The organism is Janthinobacterium sp. RA13, assembly GCF_000745325.1.
GTDB classification, from domain to species: domain Bacteria; phylum Pseudomonadota; class Gammaproteobacteria; order Burkholderiales; family Burkholderiaceae_D; genus Janthinobacterium; species Janthinobacterium rivuli.
On record NZ_JQNP01000001.1, the window covers coordinates 224,777 to 242,466 of the forward strand.

At 60.6% G+C, this 17,690-nt stretch carries 18 protein-coding genes and 1 pseudogene; 9 read left to right on the plus strand and 10 right to left on the minus strand.

Features of this window, described 5'->3' with window-relative positions; all coding sequences use genetic code 11:
- Positions 1–79 precede the first annotated feature (79 nt).
- Positions 80–1,726, plus strand: a complete 1,647-nt coding sequence (locus tag FG13_RS00950; RefSeq protein ID WP_035817571.1) for a methyl-accepting chemotaxis protein — start codon at positions 80–82, stop codon at positions 1,724–1,726.
- A 608-nt stretch (positions 1,727–2,334) separates the two neighbouring features.
- On the opposite strand, the gene FG13_RS00960 is transcribed toward FG13_RS00950, so the two are convergent.
- From FG13_RS00960 to FG13_RS00990, 7 genes and pseudogenes are all read right to left on the minus strand, one after another.
- The gene (locus FG13_RS00960; protein WP_035817575.1) at positions 2,335–2,739 is read right to left on the minus strand and encodes a hypothetical protein; all 405 of its coding nucleotides are present in this window, start codon (positions 2,737–2,739) and stop codon (positions 2,335–2,337) included.
- Between the two features lie 237 nt (positions 2,740–2,976).
- Positions 2,977–4,404 (minus strand): annotated as a pseudogene (locus FG13_RS00965) (IS1182 family transposase); the annotation flags it as partial.
- 131 nt (positions 4,405–4,535) lie between these two features.
- Positions 4,536–5,060, minus strand: coding sequence for an HAD family hydrolase (locus tag FG13_RS00970; protein ID WP_161784133.1), 525 nt, complete (start codon positions 5,058–5,060; stop codon positions 4,536–4,538).
- A 117-nt stretch (positions 5,061–5,177) separates the two neighbouring features.
- Complete coding sequence (locus tag FG13_RS00975) at positions 5,178–5,969, minus strand: hypothetical protein (protein WP_152598641.1); 792 nt, start codon at positions 5,967–5,969, stop codon at positions 5,178–5,180.
- A gap of 43 nt (positions 5,970–6,012) precedes the next feature.
- On the minus strand, positions 6,013–6,225 hold the full coding sequence (locus tag FG13_RS00980) for a hypothetical protein (protein ID WP_034748568.1): 213 nt from the start codon (positions 6,223–6,225) through the stop codon (positions 6,013–6,015).
- A gap of 299 nt (positions 6,226–6,524) precedes the next feature.
- Positions 6,525–7,376, minus strand: coding sequence for a toxin-antitoxin system YwqK family antitoxin (locus FG13_RS00985; RefSeq protein ID WP_161784134.1), 852 nt, complete (start codon positions 7,374–7,376; stop codon positions 6,525–6,527).
- A gap of 90 nt (positions 7,377–7,466) precedes the next feature.
- Positions 7,467–7,886, minus strand: a complete 420-nt coding sequence (locus tag FG13_RS00990) for a hypothetical protein (protein ID WP_035817586.1) — start codon at positions 7,884–7,886, stop codon at positions 7,467–7,469.
- Positions 7,887–8,090: 204 nt separating this feature from the next.
- On the opposite strand from FG13_RS00990, the gene FG13_RS00995 reads away from it, so the two are divergent.
- From FG13_RS00995 to FG13_RS01020, 6 genes are all read left to right on the plus strand, one after another.
- Positions 8,091–8,555 (plus strand): SRPBCC family protein, encoded by a 465-nt coding sequence (locus FG13_RS00995; RefSeq protein WP_035817588.1) that lies wholly within the window; start codon positions 8,091–8,093, stop codon positions 8,553–8,555.
- Between the two features lie 153 nt (positions 8,556–8,708).
- Positions 8,709–9,593, plus strand: a complete 885-nt coding sequence (locus FG13_RS01000; protein ID WP_327062271.1) for a creatininase family protein — start codon at positions 8,709–8,711, stop codon at positions 9,591–9,593.
- Positions 9,594–9,648: 55 nt separating this feature from the next.
- Positions 9,649–10,920, plus strand: a complete 1,272-nt coding sequence (locus FG13_RS01005; RefSeq protein ID WP_035817590.1) for a YVTN family beta-propeller repeat protein — start codon at positions 9,649–9,651, stop codon at positions 10,918–10,920.
- A gap of 115 nt (positions 10,921–11,035) precedes the next feature.
- Positions 11,036–11,407: a VOC family protein gene (locus tag FG13_RS01010; RefSeq protein WP_081922360.1), complete on the plus strand. Its 372-nt coding sequence runs from the start codon at positions 11,036–11,038 to the stop codon at positions 11,405–11,407.
- 26 nt (positions 11,408–11,433) lie between these two features.
- Positions 11,434–11,769 carry a hypothetical protein gene (locus FG13_RS01015; protein WP_035817592.1) on the plus strand — a complete coding sequence of 112 codons (336 nt, stop codon included), beginning with the start codon at positions 11,434–11,436 and terminating at the stop codon, positions 11,767–11,769.
- A 277-nt stretch (positions 11,770–12,046) separates the two neighbouring features.
- A complete protein-coding gene (locus FG13_RS01020; RefSeq protein WP_035817596.1) occupies positions 12,047–12,685 on the plus strand; it encodes a phasin family protein in 639 nt (212 codons plus the stop codon).
- A gap of 118 nt (positions 12,686–12,803) precedes the next feature.
- Here the strand turns inward: FG13_RS01020 and FG13_RS01025 are convergent, their stop codons facing one another.
- Together FG13_RS01025 and FG13_RS01030 are read right to left on the minus strand one after the other, a co-directional pair.
- Positions 12,804–13,838, minus strand: a complete 1,035-nt coding sequence (locus FG13_RS01025) for an alpha/beta hydrolase (protein WP_035817598.1) — start codon at positions 13,836–13,838, stop codon at positions 12,804–12,806.
- A gap of 105 nt (positions 13,839–13,943) precedes the next feature.
- On the minus strand, positions 13,944–14,834 hold the full coding sequence (locus tag FG13_RS01030) for a LysR family transcriptional regulator ArgP (protein WP_035817600.1): 891 nt from the start codon (positions 14,832–14,834) through the stop codon (positions 13,944–13,946).
- Between the two features lie 202 nt (positions 14,835–15,036).
- Here FG13_RS01030 and FG13_RS01035 point away from each other — a divergent pair, with 202 nt between their 5' ends.
- Complete coding sequence (locus FG13_RS01035; protein ID WP_034757131.1) at positions 15,037–15,642, plus strand: LysE/ArgO family amino acid transporter; 606 nt, start codon at positions 15,037–15,039, stop codon at positions 15,640–15,642.
- A 4-nt stretch (positions 15,643–15,646) separates the two neighbouring features.
- Here FG13_RS01035 and FG13_RS01040 read toward each other — a convergent pair whose 3' ends face one another.
- Positions 15,647–17,077 (minus strand): coniferyl aldehyde dehydrogenase, encoded by a 1,431-nt coding sequence (locus FG13_RS01040; RefSeq protein WP_035817602.1) that lies wholly within the window; start codon positions 17,075–17,077, stop codon positions 15,647–15,649.
- Positions 17,078–17,224: 147 nt separating this feature from the next.
- On the opposite strand from FG13_RS01040, the gene trxC reads away from it, so the two are divergent.
- Positions 17,225–17,677: a thioredoxin TrxC gene (trxC, locus tag FG13_RS01045; protein ID WP_035817605.1), complete on the plus strand. Its 453-nt coding sequence runs from the start codon at positions 17,225–17,227 to the stop codon at positions 17,675–17,677.
- Positions 17,678–17,690 lie beyond the last annotated feature (13 nt).

Here is a 17,690-nt window from a genome sequence, read left to right on the forward strand (position 1 = left end):
GCAAGCGATCCCGGCCACCTGATCGGCAGCTCTTATCCCGCCTGGCCTTGCCAGGCCACACTTTTTACTGTGACACACCATGAATATCACCAAGCAATTAATTCTGACCCTCACCATCGCTTTGCTGGCCCTGCTATTGCTGGGCGCCGGCGGCGCCATCCAGCTGCAGCGCGCCCAGGAGCGTTTTGACACCGTGCAAAACCGCATCATTCCCAGTATTCAGGGCTTGAATGCGGCCAAGGGTTTCCTGGCCGATTCGCGTCTGGCCGGCTACCGCCTGTCCGTGTTCTCTAACCTGTCTGACAAGACGGCGCTGGACAAGGCCGTGGCCGACGCCAACACGAATTTCGACAAGGTCATCGCCACCTACCGCGCCGAGCGCCTGTACGACGCGACGGACAGCAAGATGCTCGACGCCGACCAGGCCGCCATGGAAGCCTACCGCCGCGCGCTGGCGCCATTCTTTGCCGCCGCCTACGCGGGCGACATGGATGGCGTGCGCGCCACCTTGCTGGCCGGCACGCCGCTGGCCATCACGGCCGCCGCCGCCAAGAAAAGCATGGATGACCATATCGCCTACAACAACAAGCTGGTCGACGACGTGAAGGCCGAAAGCCTGGCCGCCTACGACACGGCGTTCAACACCATGCTGGCCGTGCTCGGCGTGGCCGTGCTGCTGACGGGTGCGCTGGCCTGGCATATCTACCGCACCATCAGCGGCGGCCTGGGCAATATCGAACACACCTTGGAGCGTGTCAGCGCCTCGCTGGACCTGTCCGCCGCCATGCCCGTCGAACGCATGGATGAAGTGGGACGCACGGCCACGGCCTTCAACAAGTTCCTCGAGCGCATCGTCGGGGTGATCGCCACCGTGCGCGCCTCGGCCGATACGGTCAGCGTGGCGGCCGCGCAGATTTCCGCCGGCAACGCGGACTTGTCCGTGCGCACCGAGCAGCAGGCGTCGTCGCTGGAAGAAACGGCGTCGAGCCTGGAAGAACTGACCTCGGCCGTGCGTCAGAACACGGACAATGCGCGCCAGGCGAACGCGCTGGCCGTGTCCGCCTCGGACGTGGCCCGCAAGGGTGGCGCCGTGGTGGCGCAAGTGGTGGGCACGATGGGTTCCATCAACGAATCGGCGAAGAAGATCGCCGACATTATCGGCGTGATCGACGGCATTGCCTTCCAAACCAACATTTTGGCGCTGAACGCGGCCGTCGAAGCGGCCCGAGCGGGCGAGCAGGGCCGTGGCTTCGCCGTGGTGGCCACCGAGGTGCGCAACCTGGCGCAGCGCTCGGCGGCGGCGGCCAAGGAAATCAAGGGCTTGATCGAGGACTCCGTGGATAAAGTCAACACGGGCAGCGTGCTGGTCGACCAGGCTGGCGCGACGATGGAAGAAATCGTCGCCAGCATCTTGCGCGTGACGGACATCATGGGCGACATCGCCAACGCCAGCCACGAACAAAGCGCCGGCATCGAGCAAGTGAACCAGGCCATTTCGCAAATGGACCAGGTCACCCAGCAAAACGCGGCCCTGGTGGAAGAGGCGGCCGCGGCAGCCTCCTCGCTGCAAGACCGCGCCATCGAGCTGGTCGACGTGGTGGCAGTGTTCCGCCTGAGCGGCGATGCGCAAGGGAAAGCGTTGAAAGTGGCGGGCGGCTTGCCGGCCCCGGCAACAGCCGCCGCCAGCCGGCGCCTGGCGTTGCCGGGTCACAGCGCCCGCGCTTGAACCTTGTGACTGCCCCGGTACGCCGGGTTTTTTCTTTGGTGCTGGCGTCGTCGGATGGGGGCGTTGAGTTTTGCAGCTGTGGCGAGTGGCAGTAAAGTTGTTCGGGCTGGCAGGGCGGAGGGAGGGGCACCGCCCGGCTCCTCGCCAGTCAGGGTGTCTGCTTCACTGTCGGGCGCGTGAGTTCGCTTTCGCCCCATAGTAGCCATTCCTCAGCAACTAAGAGACTAGCTTCGCTTTCGCTCCGTGAGATTTGAGATTGTGACCACGACATTTCTCGATTTTCGGTTGACCCGTGCAGTACTGATTACCACAGCGTCAGCTGGCTTTTCTGCGGCGATGTATAGCTCAAAAATTCGGTCGTCACCATCGAAAACCGTTCCAAGCGTTAGATTTTTTGCCCACTCCTCGGGCATTGGTTCGTATCCGTCGAGCGCAGTACGAGTCGCCACTCGGGCGATCGCCTGCAGCTCGTCCAATTCCTTCGGCGCTATCGATATGCCTGAAATTCGTTTCATTGTTGACCTTACGTTTCACACGGACTGGAATGAAGGGCCGCTTTTGGCCGGTTACAGTCATTGGCAACTTCCGCGCCGTTGCTTACCTTGCCCTTAATCGCTGTGCGCAACGTTAAGCATGAGTTCTTCGGCGAAAGGCTTCCGGTGTGCTTCGAAATACGAAACCCAGAAAGACATCACGGTATTTGTCGCCGCTAGATTTGCTGCAAGCCGATATACTTCGCGCCCGTTGTCGGCCTCATGCAAGACCTCGCGACTGCCTACCCAGCCATTTCCGCTTACGTTGACTGTACGCTCTTTGCCAAGCATTTCCTCAGGTGACGCAGGCTGGCCGTTTGCTTGTCCCCCAACCTCCATGATGTGCACATCGACTGTCCAGTCGGCGCCCCATGCAGACCACAAGCCATTGTCATTCCGCTCATGGTATGCAGGCGGTAGCCTTACGACCCAGCCGCCCCACAGATCAACTGTCCCGCCGTTCTCAAGTAAGGTCGCCATTTATCCGTGCCGAAATAAGTTTGTTAGGTGACGACTGCATTAACGCTAAATGTCCGCTCCTGGCCCAGGCTGTGTAAAAACTCAAATATAGCTGCAGGTGGCCGAACTGCGCGTGGTTGCGGCCGTGTCGCGGGTTGACGAGGCGTTAGGAGAGCCGTTTCTGTATTCTGGATTCGGTGACCCATCCACCAAGGTAACTGCTCCAAACAGGCGCTGTAGATCCAGTATAAGAGCATACGCCCTGACAGCCTCCATGATGCCGGCGACACCAAGCAGCGTAATCAATCGCTTGAAGTTATAGGCGAGCACGTGCAGGCTCATTTCCGTCTTCACACGCTCCATTCCTTTCGTCAGGAAGTGCGTCGCCCCCATCCAGGACTTGATGGTCCCGAACGGATGCTCGACCGAGCAACGCCGGATTCGCATAGCATCCGCACTTTGATCAAGCTGTACCTGCATGTCGTCGAGCACATCCTGATGCTCCCAACGTGTCACCCGGCGCTGTTGGCTCGGCGTGCACTTGTCCTTGAGCAGGCAGCCCTTGCAGTTCGAGCTCCAGTAGCGGTTAAGCGCCATGCCCTTTTCAACACTGGCGAAACGCCAGATCAGCGATTGACCAGCCGGGCAACGGTACTCGTTTTTCGCCTGATCGTAGACGAAATCGGCCTTGTCGAATCGACCGTCGGCCCTGGCGTTGGAGGTTTTAGTCGCCGGCACTAGCACCGCAATGCCGGCCTGCTTGCAAGCCAGGATTTCCTCACCCTTGAAGTAGCCGCGATCAGCAATCGCAGTCAGCGAGTTTGCCCCAATTGCAGCACGGGCCTTCTTCGCCATTCCCGACAGTTGATCGCGGTCGCTGCCGATATTGGTTACCTCGTGCTCCACGATCAGGTGATGCTTCGCATCGACCACGGTCTGGACGTTGTACCCGACGATGCCTGAGCCTCGCGTCATCATTGAGCGGGCATCCGGATCGGTTAGCGATATCTGAGTTTCGCCAGTCGCTTCCAGCCTCGCTTCGATTTCCTTGAGGGCAGCCATCTGCGATTTCATGGCTGCAATCTTGTCGTTCAGTCGCGCACTGTGCGCTTGCTTGGTCGCTGGTTCCTGTCTGTCAGCCGTATCAAGTTCTGTGAGATAGCGACCGATGTTGGCCTCAGCTTCTTCCATCCTACGCTTAAGCTTGGCTTGCGTGAAATTGCGATCACTACTATTGACCGCCTTGAACTTGCTGCCATCAATCGCAACGACCGCGTCCGCGAACAGATCCAATTGCTGGCACAGGACGACGAACTGTCGGCAGACATTGCGGATTGCCTTGCCATTGTCCTTGCGGAAGTTCGCGATCGTTTTGAAGTCCGGCGTCAGGCGTTGTGTCAGCCACATCAGTTCGACGTTGCGCTGCGCTTCGCGCTCAAGCCGACGGCTTGATTGGATACGATTGAGGTAACCGTAGATGTAGAGCTTGAGCAGCACGGCGGGGTGATAGGCAGGCCGTCCTGTTATTGCTGGCTGCACACCATCGAAGCCGAGTTCGCCCAGGTCAAGTTGGCCGACAAATACATCGACCACCCGAACCGGATTGTTCTCGGCAACGTAATCGTCCAGCAGTTCAGGCAGCAACGTACCCTGGCCCCGGCATTCACCCTCGATAAATCGTTTCATGTGGCGCTCATATTGATGAGATACTGGCATAACGTTTACCCAACGGCATCCGTTTACACAAAACTGCGTTTTTACACAGCCTGGGCCGTTTGCCGTCGTTGGCAGGTTGCGCCCCATTGCGGACATTCCCATTAAGCGGTAGCTGACTGGATTCCCGCCATTGCCTTGACGCGTTCGATAACGCCAAGAAGCTCATTATCAAGCGGATCGCCTGTGAAAGCGGGCAGGCAGAGATGCCGCGTCGGCTGCCGTTGAATCTTTTCGGGGCTGTCGTCGATCATAATGATCTCGTCTGCCGCATACCCGTACTTCAACGCTTTGCGCAGGTCCTTGATGTACACATAACCGTTACTTTTTGCATCGACCTTCTGAACACACTTCGAAATCGCCCATGAAAATGCAACCGGAAACGAAGTGCCGAACAGCTGGCTTGTGACCGTCTCGACGTAACGTTCACTTGATGAGGACCAGACCGCGATCTCGAAGTGCGATGCGCAAAACCTGATCAGTTCGGCTGCAAACGGCCGTACGTAGACAAAGTACGGCCCAATTTGAAAAGCGTGAGGGCAAGGCAAAACGACCTCGGTTGCGTGCACCAGAGTTTCGTCTAAGTCAAAAACGATCAGTCGAACTTGCGCCATATTCCTGTCTTTCATTGTCTGCTTTTGGCCGAAAGCGGAACTCCCCGAGAGCATGTCTACCTCGGCCTCCTGTGCCAAACATTATTGTTTTGTGCCTGACTTCAATAAGCGCGCTCCAGTGAGGCAGCCGGATTAATCCACTGCATCGCTGAGCAGCGCATCCATCAGTGAAAAAACGTGACCGCATCCGGCGCAACATGCGCTGCCAAACAGAAAAGGTAAGCGAAACGCGATGTCATCCAGCAATGGCAAAGCGTCCGTTTGCGCTTGCAACCAGGCAAAGGCGGCAAGGTGGGGTGAATTGTCGGCAGGGCCGGCAATCACCAGCAGCGTTTTCGCTGCTGGCGTAAAGACGGGATCCTCGGCGGCGACCGACAACCCTTGCGCTACCGGCCAGACATAGAGCTCTACGCCGCAGGCAGGACATGCCAGACAGAACTCCTCGTTGGTAAAGCCGCTCAGCACTCGCGCCACGCCGGCAAATCCAGCGAATGAAGCGGCGGCCTTAAGCATGTAGATGCCAGTCACCGTGTCCTCGACCTGCCGCAGGTCGGAGCTTGCCATGGCGAGCGCGGCCGGGACTGCGGCATGAAAGGCCGCGACATAAGGGGATGCCTTCAATTCCTCGTCGAGGCCGGCGCTTTCATGAATCGACGCCGCCAGCGACAGCACGCCGGCGCGCAGGTCCTGCGATGTCACCGCCGCCGCCAGGGAAACCAAGTGAGGGAATGCGGCGACCGACGCCGGATAAATCGAGCCCTGGTGACAAATATGGCCATACAAATCGTCCAGGGCCTCGGCGTCTCCCCGCCGCAGGTCTTGCAGCATCGCGGGAATTTTTTCAGCGCCCCCGTAACCATCCATCAGACTTGCCCATGCGGCAGAACGCAGATCGAGTGGTGTCGTTTCAGTGTGTTTTTCCATTGCATTAACTTAAGCGATGGACGGCAGGCCGTCAAGCCTGACGCTACGTGGCCGTGTACTGCCCGGGGCCGGTCCAGGCGATGATCCTGGACGGGCCGTTGATATGGCCTTGATCCCTGTAGTACGTTACCACCTCGGCCGCATTCCAGCCCCAGCCGGCGAAGAATACGGAGCGCAACGCGATCAGCCGAAGGATGAGCGATATACGCTCCTCGTCTTTTTTCACCGGCAAAATGAAATAGCCGTCCTCTTCCACAAAACTCAATGCCGCGATGGCACCGCCGCGTGCCGCTGCCGTCGCGTGGATGCGCGCTTGGGAGCCGGCGATACCTGGCTATGTGACTGCCGGGATACCCGACAGCGGCGCCAAAAACAAGGATTTCATAGGAAAGAGTTTGATCTTCATGGGCTTTCCCGTGGTTTTTTGTCTGCTTATGGCCGCTTTCAGTCAACCTCACTTAATAGAAAAACTATCCTACACTCTACGGCGCCTTGCATGGTTGCTACATCTCTCTACATACTTCTGGCACCTGGCACCTGGCACACTGCATCAGTTCATTTTTTCGACATTTGACCATCTGAATGCACCAGTACGCCTTGCTCGTTGAACTGCTCAGTACTCAGGAGCTCGCCTTTCTCATTGTAAACTAGCCGAATGTATAGCTTACCGTTACGGTGGTAACTGTTTTGCACACCTACGGGCAGACCATTGCGCCATTGCCCCAACGACTCCAGCTTGCCGTCGTCAAAATATGTAGTCCCGACTCCATGTTTGCGCCCATTTGCATCGAGCTCTACCTGTGATCCGATATTGCCATCGCTATCATAATCCCTGTAATCACCTACCATCTTGCCTGAAACAAAATCAGCCGCATCGGTCTGTCCGGAGATTCGCACCACGTCGCGTCTTATCGTATCGAAGATCTCCACCTTCCAAGTACCGGGAAGCGCTGCTTTCGGCAAGGGCAACACCAGCAGATAAGGCGAGCGCTCCTTGACCTGCGGCATGAGTTCTTCGTCCAAGTACAGGCGCGCCTTATCGTCGAAACAGGAACTGGGGCCGCAACCGGCAATCATGCGTGCAAACGGTACCGCCTCCTCGCCAGTTTTCCCTACAGGGCAGCCAAACAAGGTCACGGCCATTGGCGTCTTATCGTGGATCCGTTGGACGAGTCCGGATCTGAGGTCCGCATATTCGTCTTTGTTCTCGAGCATCCCCTCCTTCATGCGCAGCTGATTGCCACCACATGCAGTCGTTTCCGCCACGGTGAGTACCTCGGCACCTTCGCTGTCCTTCCCGCTAGAAATAGCCGTAAACACATGCCGTTGAATAATATCGGCCTTCGCAGCTATTGGCCAAAGGAGCATGGCACTTAACGCCAGGTATTTCATTTTCTGATTGATCAAGCACATCTCTAAACAATACGCCTCTAATAATAATGGTTGGGGGGAACCGATGAGTGCTTTCCAATGTCCGCTCCTGGCCGAACTCGGCCTTTAATCAAAGACAATTCGCTGCCCCACCTCGAATGCATTTTCATGGCAATAAAACAGGATGAACGGCGTGTCGTTCGAATAGATCATCGCGTCGTCACGTGACGGTACAAAAATATCCGACCAGTTCTCGACCAGGAACACACTGCTGCATGCGAAGCATTCGTCTTCGCCAAACACCACCACGACCTGCTGAATTCCTGGTACGCGCTCCCGTAACCAGCTGGTTGCGATGGCCACGTCGTCTCCGAAGGCGAACCGCTCGATGGAATCAACGGTGTTAATGTTCAAGCCGAGATGCGCCTTCGAATCATGCAGACCCACCAAATCATAGGCACGGCGAGCACCCTCGGCATCAAGCCAGACGATATCGGCCGAGTGATGTTTTAGCTCCTTAACCCGCCAATGTGTTTCGTTTGTCATCTTTCAACATCCAAGGTGCCCTGGGCAGCGTTTCTAAGGTAGCATCGTGCTCAGGTGTGACTACATGCCTGGTCACTGGCCTTGTCAAGCGCGCCTGCTCAATGGCATAGCGCTTGAGCCTGGCTATAGACAAGGCGCTCTTCATGGCCCGGCCAGTACAGCCGGAATGCAATTATATTGATAATAGTAGGGAGAACCCGATTGATGCAAATCGAAGAAAGCATTCACGTTGCGGTCCCGCCCACGGTCATTGATCAAATCTGGAGCGAGGTCGACCGATGGCAGCTGTGGGATCCGGACACCAAGCAAGCCCGGCTCAATGGGCCATTTGCGGTGGGAACACAGGGCAGGATAGTTCCGAACAAGGGGATGGGTATTCCGATGGTGGTCACCGAGCGCACTGCAGGGCGCTCGTTCACCGTCGAGGGCTACATCCCTTTGTTCCGCATCCACTTCGAGCACACGGTGGTTGCCGCAGATGGCGGATCGCAAGTCGTTCACCGCGTGTGGTTCACGGGAGCGCTTGCTTTTCTGTTCGGGCCAGGCGTTGCCAAACAAGTGCGGCAAGGGCTACCCAAGACGATGCGCTCGCTCAAGGCCTATGCCGAGAAACGCCACGCGGCTCTCCATGATGGCGAGGTGAATGGGGCAAACGCGACGACAGCCTGATAGATAGTTTCCCCTCGTCAATTCCTTGCAAAGCACCGCGTCAAATTAACGTGCCCTTCCTGTCATGATGGAATACAATTCCTGCGTGGCAGCCAGCTTGCCTGGCAAGGCCGGGCACGGCGTCACGCTATGACCTCGGAAAGATGTTGGCTTATGACTCTGCAGTTCCCCCAGCGAACGGCGCCTTGCGCGCCATCCAGCCTGTCCCAGCCACTCGGCTCCCTGTTTGCACTTACCCTGTTCTGCCTGATTCCTGCCGCGTCCGCCATGGCGGCCGCGCCCGCCAGCAGCAGCGTCATGCTGGAAGAGCTGACCAGCACGGAGTTGCGCAGCCGTATAGACCACGGCGCCACGACCGTGCTGGTGCCGATAGGCGGCGTCGAGCAGAGCGGGCCGTATATCGCGCTGGGCAAGCACAATGTGCGCGCCGGGCTGCTGGCGCGGCAGATTGCGCAAAAGCTGGGCAATACCATCGTCGCGCCCGTCGTTTCCTACGTGCCCGAAGGCGCGATTGCTCCGCCGGCCGGCCACATGCGCTTTGCCGGCACGATCTCGATTCCGCCCGCCGCCTTCGAAGCCGTGCTGGAAGGGGCGGCCGCCAGCCTGCGCCAGCATGGTTTCCGCGACATCATCTTTCTCGGCGACCATGGCGGCTATCAAAAGAACGAGCAGAACGTGGCCAACAAGCTCAATCGGGCCTGGGGCAAGGCTGCCGCCGCCAAGGATGCGCGTGCATACGCCTTGCTCGACTACTATGACATCACGCAATCGGCCTATATCGCCGAGCTGCAGAAACGCGGCCACAGCAGCGCCGAGATCGGCCTGCACGCTGGTTTGGCGGACGCGGCGCTGATGCTGGCGACGGACCCGTCGCTGGTACGCAGCGAGGCCATGGCGCACGGCCCGAAACCGGGCGTGGCGGACGGCGTGCGCGGCGACGCGACCCGTGCCACGGCGGAGCTGGGCCAGATCGGTATCAAGCTGCAGGTGGACACTTCGGTGGCTGCCATCAAGCAGCTGCTGCAACGTACTAAATAACTCCGCTGGAAGTGCTGAACTTCCGGCTTTTTGCAACGAAACGACGCGAAATCACATGAAAAAATCTCAACGACGCACCATCGTCACCTTGTCCGCCCTGGCTGCCGCACTGGCCGGCCTGGGCGTGGCCAGCCAGGTCATCGGCGCCAGCACAGCGGCTCCAGCCGCCGCAGCGCCGGCCGCCGCCTATTCACCGCTGCCGGGCATGCCGCCGCTGGTGGATCCGAAAAACGTGTATGGCAGCATCGCCAGCAGCAATATGAGCCCCGTCGTCAAGGATCACTTGCGCCGGGTCTACGTGCCCAACCTGCGCTCGAACGATGTGTATGTGATCGACCAAGACAGCCTGAAAGTGGTCGACAAGTTCAAGGTCGGCAGCGGCCCGCAGCACGTCGTGCCATCGTGGGACTTGCGCACCCTGTGGGTGGCGAACAATGCCGAGCGCACGGACAAGGGCAGTTTGACGCCGATCGACCCGTTGACGGGCAAGCCGGGCAAGGAAGTGCCCGTGGACGATCCCTACAATATGTATTACACGCCGGACGGCAAGTCGGCCATTGTCGTGGCCGAAGCGCGCCACCGCCTCGATTTCCGCGATCCGAAGACCATGGCCGTGCAGTATTCGATCGACACGCCCCAGTGCGGCGGCATCAACCATGCGGATTTTTCAAATGACGGCCGCTACGCCATGTTCACCTGCGAGTTCGACGGCACCATCGCCAAGATCGACCTGGTGGGCCGCAAGGTCGACGGCTACCTGAAATTGCAGATGCCGGCCAAGCGCTTCGCCGAGTCCGGTCCCGTGGGCGGCCCGGCGAATGAAATCTGCAGCGTCAAGAAGGGCATGCCGCAAGACATACGCATCTCGCCTGACGGCAAGAAATTCTTTATCGCCGACATGGACGCCGACGGTGTGCACATCGTCGATGGCGCCACCCTGAAGGAAATCGGCTTCATCCAGACGGGCGTGGGCGCGCACGGCCTGTATCCTAGCCGTGACGGCAAAAAATTGTACGTGGCCAACCGCGGCACGCACCGCATCCATGGCAAGCCGAAGGGCAAGGGCAGCGTCAGCGTGATCGATTTCGCCACGGAAAAAGTCGTCTCGAACTGGCCAATTCCCGGTGGCGGCAGTCCAGACATGGGCAATGTGTCCGCCGACGGCAAGTATCTGTGGCTGTCCGGCCGTTTCGACGATGTGGTCTACCGCATCGATACGAACAGCGGCGACGTTGCCAAGGTGAAAGTCGGCCAGGAACCGCACGGCCTGACCGTGTGGCCGCAGCCGGGCCGCTATTCGCTTGGTCACACGGGCAATCTGCGTTAAGCGGGCGCCTGGCGCTCTCTGGAACAACGGTGCGGGATCTGCAGTTATGCTTGCCTAAAAGGCAATATTGGCGCATACTATATTTTCCATTCCACTACCTCCAGGGAGCACCATCATGATTCTTGATCACATTGGTTTGAATGTCAGCGATGCACAGGCCAGCAAGGCCTTCTTTTCGGCCGCCCTGGCGCCCTTGGGCGTGTCGGTGGTGATGGAAGAGCAGGGCTGGGTCGGCCTGGGCAAGGATGGCAAGCCCGATTTCTGGTTCGGCGTGGGCGGCGCGCCGCATGCCGGCATGCATCTCGCCTTCACGGCGGACAACCGTGCCCAGGTGGATGCGTTTTACCAGGCCGCGCTGGAAGCGGGTGGCAAGGATAACGGCGCGCCAGGCATCCGCGCCCTGTACCATCCGAATTACTATGGCGCTTTCGTGCTGGGGCCCGATGGTCACAATGTCGAAGCCGTCTGCCACCGTCCCGAACCCTGACACCGTTATTTTCTGAAGAGAGCAGCATGAAGCACAGCGCCACCCTGTTTGCCGACGATGCCGGCCGCTATGCCTACGTGAAAGCGGGTTTTTCCTGGCCGGCCCTGTTCCTGGGTTCGTTCTGGGCCGTCGCCAAGCGCCGCTGGTGGCTGTTGCTGCTCATGCTGGCGATGGATGCCTGCCTGTGGTTTGGCAGCCATCTGGCCACTGAACTGCGCATCGGCCCGATGATGCTGCTGATGGCCGCCGCGGAGCTCAGTTACCTGCTGGCGCGTGGCTGGTATGGCAACCGCTGGCTGGAAGCGTCGTTGCGCAGCCATGGCTACAAGCCCGTCGTGCCGGGCGCGGGCGCCGCTGCTTGAGCGTGCCTGGCACAGATTTTCCTTCCCGTCACTGACGTTTGCCAAGGGCAAGCCGTCCAGCCAAAACTTTCTGCGCAGCCGAGCGCACCTTTGATCCAGATCATCCCTCACCTGCGGTGCTCACGTAGCCTTGGGACTCGCGTTGCAAAGCATCTTCCCACCAATCGGATATGTTTTTCGCGTTTCGTGGCGTAGCCCGGCCGTCTGCCTCACCGTTCGACTGCCGGTGGTCGCCATCTCTTTATGTCCACCCAACCGCTATTTAATGAGGAACTCCATGTATCCATATTCCCGTAGTGTTACCCCCGCCGCCAAAAACCACCTGGAAGCGCAACTGGCTTTCTTCAATGGCCTGTCGAAGTCCTTGTTTCAGTCGGTGCAGCACTTCAGCGACCTGAACATGCAACTGGCGCAAGGTTTGCTGGAAGAAACCACGGTCACCAGCCAGAACCTGCTGACGGTCGAGCGTGCTGAAGATGTGTTCCAGGTGGCTGCCGCCTCGGGCCAGCCAGCCGCCGAGCAACTGCGCAAGTACCAGCAACAAGTGTCGCGTCTGGCAGCCGATACGCAGGTCGAACTGGCCAACGTGGCAGAGCGTCATGTGAATGAAACGAGCCGTACCGCCAAGGCCCTGGCCGAAGAAGTCGCCCGCACTGCTTCGGAAGAAACGGAGAAAAACGTGCGCAAGCAGCAGGAAGCCATGCAGCGCATCGCCGAACCGTTCCAGGCCTATCAGCAAAACGGCGCCAGCCGCGACCAGCAACGCGGCGCGCAAAGCCGTGATGGCCAAAGCCTGCAAAGTGGCAGCCACCAGGGCAGCCAGCAGTCGGCCGGCAGCGAAAGCTCGGCCAGCGGCAGCGCCTCGCAAGCGGGCTCCGCACAAAGCAAAAGCAGCACCGCCAGCCGTAAAGAGTAAGCACGAGGCTGCTTGTAGCTAAGCCGCATCGCAAGGGCCGAGCCTTGATATGTGGCTAGCCATGCGGCCAGCTGGCACGCAATATCGTGCGTATTGGTCTGGGCAGAGCGCCCGCCCTTCACGGGGCGGGCGTTTTGTCGTATGCGTGCAGCTCTGGGGTGATCGTGGCCGTGCCCGCTGAGCGGGACGGCAAGGCTATGCTTGCTGGCAAGGCCTTGGCTGGCACGTCTGTGGACAAATCTGCGGACAAGAGCGCCGACGAGACCGCGTCACCGGTGCCGCTGTTGGCATCGATAAAAGCGCTGACGGCGTCCAGGGTGGGCGCCAGCCTGCGCAAGGGACTGGCCAGCGTGGCAACCAGGGTGGCGTGGCCCACGTGGTCGAAATAGGTTTCCGTCACGGGCCTGGAAAGCGCGCGCAAGGCCTGGGCCAGGCCGCCCGTGTTGCGTTGCGGATCGACCAGTTTATCCTGTCCGGGCAAGGGGGCGATCAGCAGGGCGGGCGGGGCCTCGGCCGTCACGTGATGGATGGGTTGCGAAGCGGCGGGCGTGTCCGGGTAAAAGAAAACGGGCCGGGTGGTGGTGTTTTCGATGGGCAAAAAATCATAGGGGCCGGCCAGGCCTATCCAGCCCCGCAAATCGTGTGGGCGCATGCCGTGGCGCGCCAGCAGGCTGGCGTCGAGCGCCACCATCGCCGCATTGTAGGCGCCGGCGCTATGGCCCATGACGAACAGACGCGCCGGGTCGCCGCCATGGCGGCTGGACTCCATCGCGGCCCAGGCCACGGCGCGGGCCGCATCCTGCAAAATCTCGGGGTAATGCACGTCCGGATACAGCCGGTAGTCGGCGATCACGGCCAGGTAGCCGCGCGCCGCGAGCGCGTGGCCAACGAAGGCATAGTCGGCGCGCTCGCCCGTCGTCCAGTTGCCGCCATAAAAGAACACCACCACGGGCACCGGTCCCGTGCGCACTTTTGGCGCGTAGACGTCGAGCTTTTGCCGCGGCAAGGGGCCGTAGGCCAGGCCGCGCGTCACTTGCGAGGCGCTGCCGGACGACAATGCATTGATGGCAATCAAGGGTGAGCAGGCGGCCAGGCCGGCAGCCAGCGGGATGGCCCCCAGCACGCCGAGCAGAGTGGTGCGCAGGATCGTCATGCTTGCTCCTGATGGTGATGGTTGATGCTTGCAGTGTAGGCCAGGCAGGGCAGGGCGCACACGGAGAAGTTGCTGTATAGCATAGAAAAATGTTGCATGCGTCAATCAATCCTGTAACAGCCATTTGCGCGCCGTGGCGATGACGGCGTCCGACAGGGTGCGCGTGAGGGGCGTCTGGATATCCCAGGCATGCCACGTCAGGGGCACGTCGAGCGCCTGACCGGCCGCCACGTCGACCAGCCTGCCGGCGGCCAGCGCCGTTTCCGCCTGCAGCAAGGGCACCATGCCATAAGCATAGCCCGCTTCGATGAAGCGCACGAAGTCGCGCGCCGAACCGAGCACATGGTGCGGATAGCGGCCCGTGTAGCCGAGGCGGTGCTGCAGATAGCGCTCGTGCAGCGCATCCTTGCTGCCAAACGTGATGGCGGGCGCCTGGCTGACGGCTTCCACTGTAAAACCATGGGGAAACCATTGCTGCGCGAACGCGGGCGAGGCCACGCACAGATAGCGCATGCCGCCCAGCGGCGTGGCCGTCGTGCCGGCCACCAGGTCGTTGGCGCTGGTGACGCAGGCAAACACGCGCCCTTCGCGCAATTGGCTCAGGGTGTGATCCTGATCGTCGAGGCGGATATCGAGCAGGCAGGATGGCGGCGACAGCAGCGGCCCCAGCGCTTCCGGAATCCACGTGGCGGCGCTGTCGGCGTTGACGGCGATGGCCAGTGCCGGCAATTGCGTGGTCGGGCCGGGCTGGGCGTCGAGCGCCGCTTCGAGCAGCTTGACTTGCCGGTAGTGGGCGATCAGGCGCTGGCCCGCTTCCGTCGGCAGGGGCGGGTGGCTGCGGATGATCAGCAAGGTGCCTTCCAGGTTTTCCAGGGTGCGGATGCGCTGCGACACGGCCGGCTGGCTGATCGCCAGCGCCTGCGCGGCCTTTTCAAAGCTGCCCAGGCCGATCACGGCGTCGAGGGCGGCCAATCCACGGTAATCGACGACGCGCATAAGTTTCTCTTATATATGTTTAGAATCATTCATTATACTTATATTCACTTTTTCTTTACACTGTTGAAATAGGGTAACAACTCCACTCTCCCGCGCGGTCCTGCTGGTACCGCTACACCCTCCACCTACCTTTGATGACTTTGCCGTCGCCGGCAGAGCGTGGGCGGCCGTGCGCGTGATGGAAAGCAATAAAGGAATCGATATGGACAGCGCAATCTTCTTGAAAGGCATGGGGCTCGGAGCGAGCCTGATCGTGGCCATCGGCACGCAAAACGCATTCTTGCTCAAGCAGGGCTTGAAACGCCATTACGTGCTCACCTGTATCCTCGTCTGCCTCGTGTGCGACGCGATGTTGATCACGGCCGGCGTGGCCGGCATGGGCACCTTCATTGCCGACAATCCTAATTTCCTGCTGTGGGCCAAGGCTGGCGGCGCCACCTTCCTGATCGCGTACGGCTTGCGCGCGGCCAAATCCGCCTGGCGCCCAACGGCGCTGACGGTGTCGGCCGCCAAATCGCCGGAAGGCTACTGGGCCGTGATCGGCGCGGCGCTGGCGTTCAGCCTGCTGAACCCGCACGCCTTCCTCGATACGGTCATCTTGCTCGGCTCGATCGGCGGCCAGCATGAAGGCGTGGGACGCTTTTACTTTGCCGGCGGCGCCATCATGGCTTCGGCCCTGTGGTTCTTCCTGCTGGGCTTTGGCGCCCGCTACCTGGCGCCCGTGTTTGCCAAGCCCATGGCCTGGCGCGTGCTCGACGGCATCATCGCCCTCGTCATGTGGGCCATCGCCGCCTCGTTGTTCCTGTAAAGCATCAGCGCGTCAGGAAGGCCAGCACGCGGCTGGCCAGCTTGCCATACGGCGGCCACAGCAGTTTCAAAGCGCTGTAGCGGGCCTGGTAAAACACGGGCCGCAGCTTGCTGAAGGTGTGGAAACCTTCCACGCCATGGTAGTGGCCCATGCCGGACTCTCCCACGCCGCCGAAGGGCAGGTCGTGCTGGCCCACGTGGTACAGGGCGTCGTTGACGGACACGCCGCCCGACATCACCCGGTCGATCAGCAACTGCACCGTACGGGCATCATTGCTGAACGGATAGATGGCCAGCGGGCGCGGCCCCGCGTTGATGCTGTCGATGACGCTTTCCAGATTCGTGTAGCCGCGCAGCGGCAGGATGGGGCCGAAGATTTCCCGCGTCAGCAGCAGGCTGTCTTCGGGTGCGTCGAGCACGATGTGCGGCGCGATCTTGCGCGTAGCCCGGTCGTGGCTTGGGCCCGGCAGCAGCGAAATCACTTGCGCGCCCTGTGCGCGCGCCTCGTCGAGCGCCTGCAGCAGCCGTTCAAAGGCAGCCGCGTCGATGATGGACGTGTAGTCTGGCGTATTCAGCCCGGCATAGCGGGCCGGCATGATCTGGCGTGCATGGTCGACGAAGGCGGCGATGCTGGCTTCGGGTAGCCAGGCGTGGTCGACGCTGGTGCAGATTTGTCCCGCGTTCAGGTACTTGACGAACAGGATGCGCTCGGCTGCCGTGCGCACGTCGAAATCGGCGCAGACGATGGCCGGCGCCTTGCCGCCCAGCTCCAGGGTGACGGGGCACAGGTTCTGCGCGGCGGCAGCCATGACGGCGCGTCCCGTCTGGCCGGAACCCGTAAACAGCAGATGGTCGAACGGCAGTTGCGAGAAGTCAATGCCCACGCCGCCCGTCTCGTCAAAAAACTGCAGTTTTTCAGGTGGAAAATAGGCGGGCATGGTGGCGATCAGCAGCCGCGCCAGGTGGCGCGAGTTTTCGCTCATCTTGACCATGGCGCGGTTGCCGGCGGCAAAAATGTAGGTCAAGGGCACGAGGCTCAGGTTCACGGGAAAATTCCACGGCACGATGACGCCCACCACGCCCAGCGGCTGCGGCATCACGCGGTTGCGGGCGCCAGGGAAGGTGCGCCAGTCGACGCCACGGCGCTGCGGCCGCATCCATTTTTTCAAGTGTTTTAATACATGGCTTATGCCGTCGATGGCGGGAAAGATCTCCGCCAGCAAGGTTTCGTGGCGTGAACGGTTGCCATAATCGGCGCTGATCGCTTCGCAGAGCGCGTCTTTATGCTCGCGTATGAAGCGCTGCAAGGTTTGCAGGTCGCGTTTGCGCTCGGCCAGGCTCGGCACAGGGTGGGCCAGGCAGGCGGCACGCTGCAAGGCCAGGGCGGCAGCCAGCTCGGCGTTCTTCAATTCCCTGTTTTCTGCGACATCAGGCATTGTGTTCCTTGGCTGGCTCGGCAATATGCGCGCCGTTCCGGCACACTATAGTGGACTATCCGGATAAGTGCCGCCAGCGTGCCGACGGCCTTGCACGATACGCCGTAAAATGTCCGGCAACTGTACGCTACCCTTTCCAGGAATGCCATGACCTCGACCACGCCAGACTCCCTGCACATCGTGTGCCCCCATTGCGACGCCGTCAACCGCCTGCCGGCCGCCCGCCTGATTGAGCAGCCCACTTGCGGCAAGTGCCAGAAGGATTTGTTTACGGGACAGCCCGTGGATCTGGCCAGCGCCCGCTTCCTCAAGCATATCGAGCGCAGCGACATTCCCGTGCTGGTCGACTTCTGGGCGCCGTGGTGCGGCCCGTGCCGCAGCATGGCGCCATTCTATGTGCAAGCCGCCAAGACCCTGGAGCCGGCGTTTCGCGTCGTCAAGGTGAATACGGAAGCGTCGCCGGACCTGGGCAGCCGTTTCAATATTCGCAGCATTCCCACGCTGGCCCTGTTCCGCAAGGGCGTGGAAGTGGCGCGCCAGCCGGGCGCCATCGATACGAATGCCATCATCGCCTGGGCAAGGGATAAAGCCCGCTTGTGAGGCGACAGGAAAA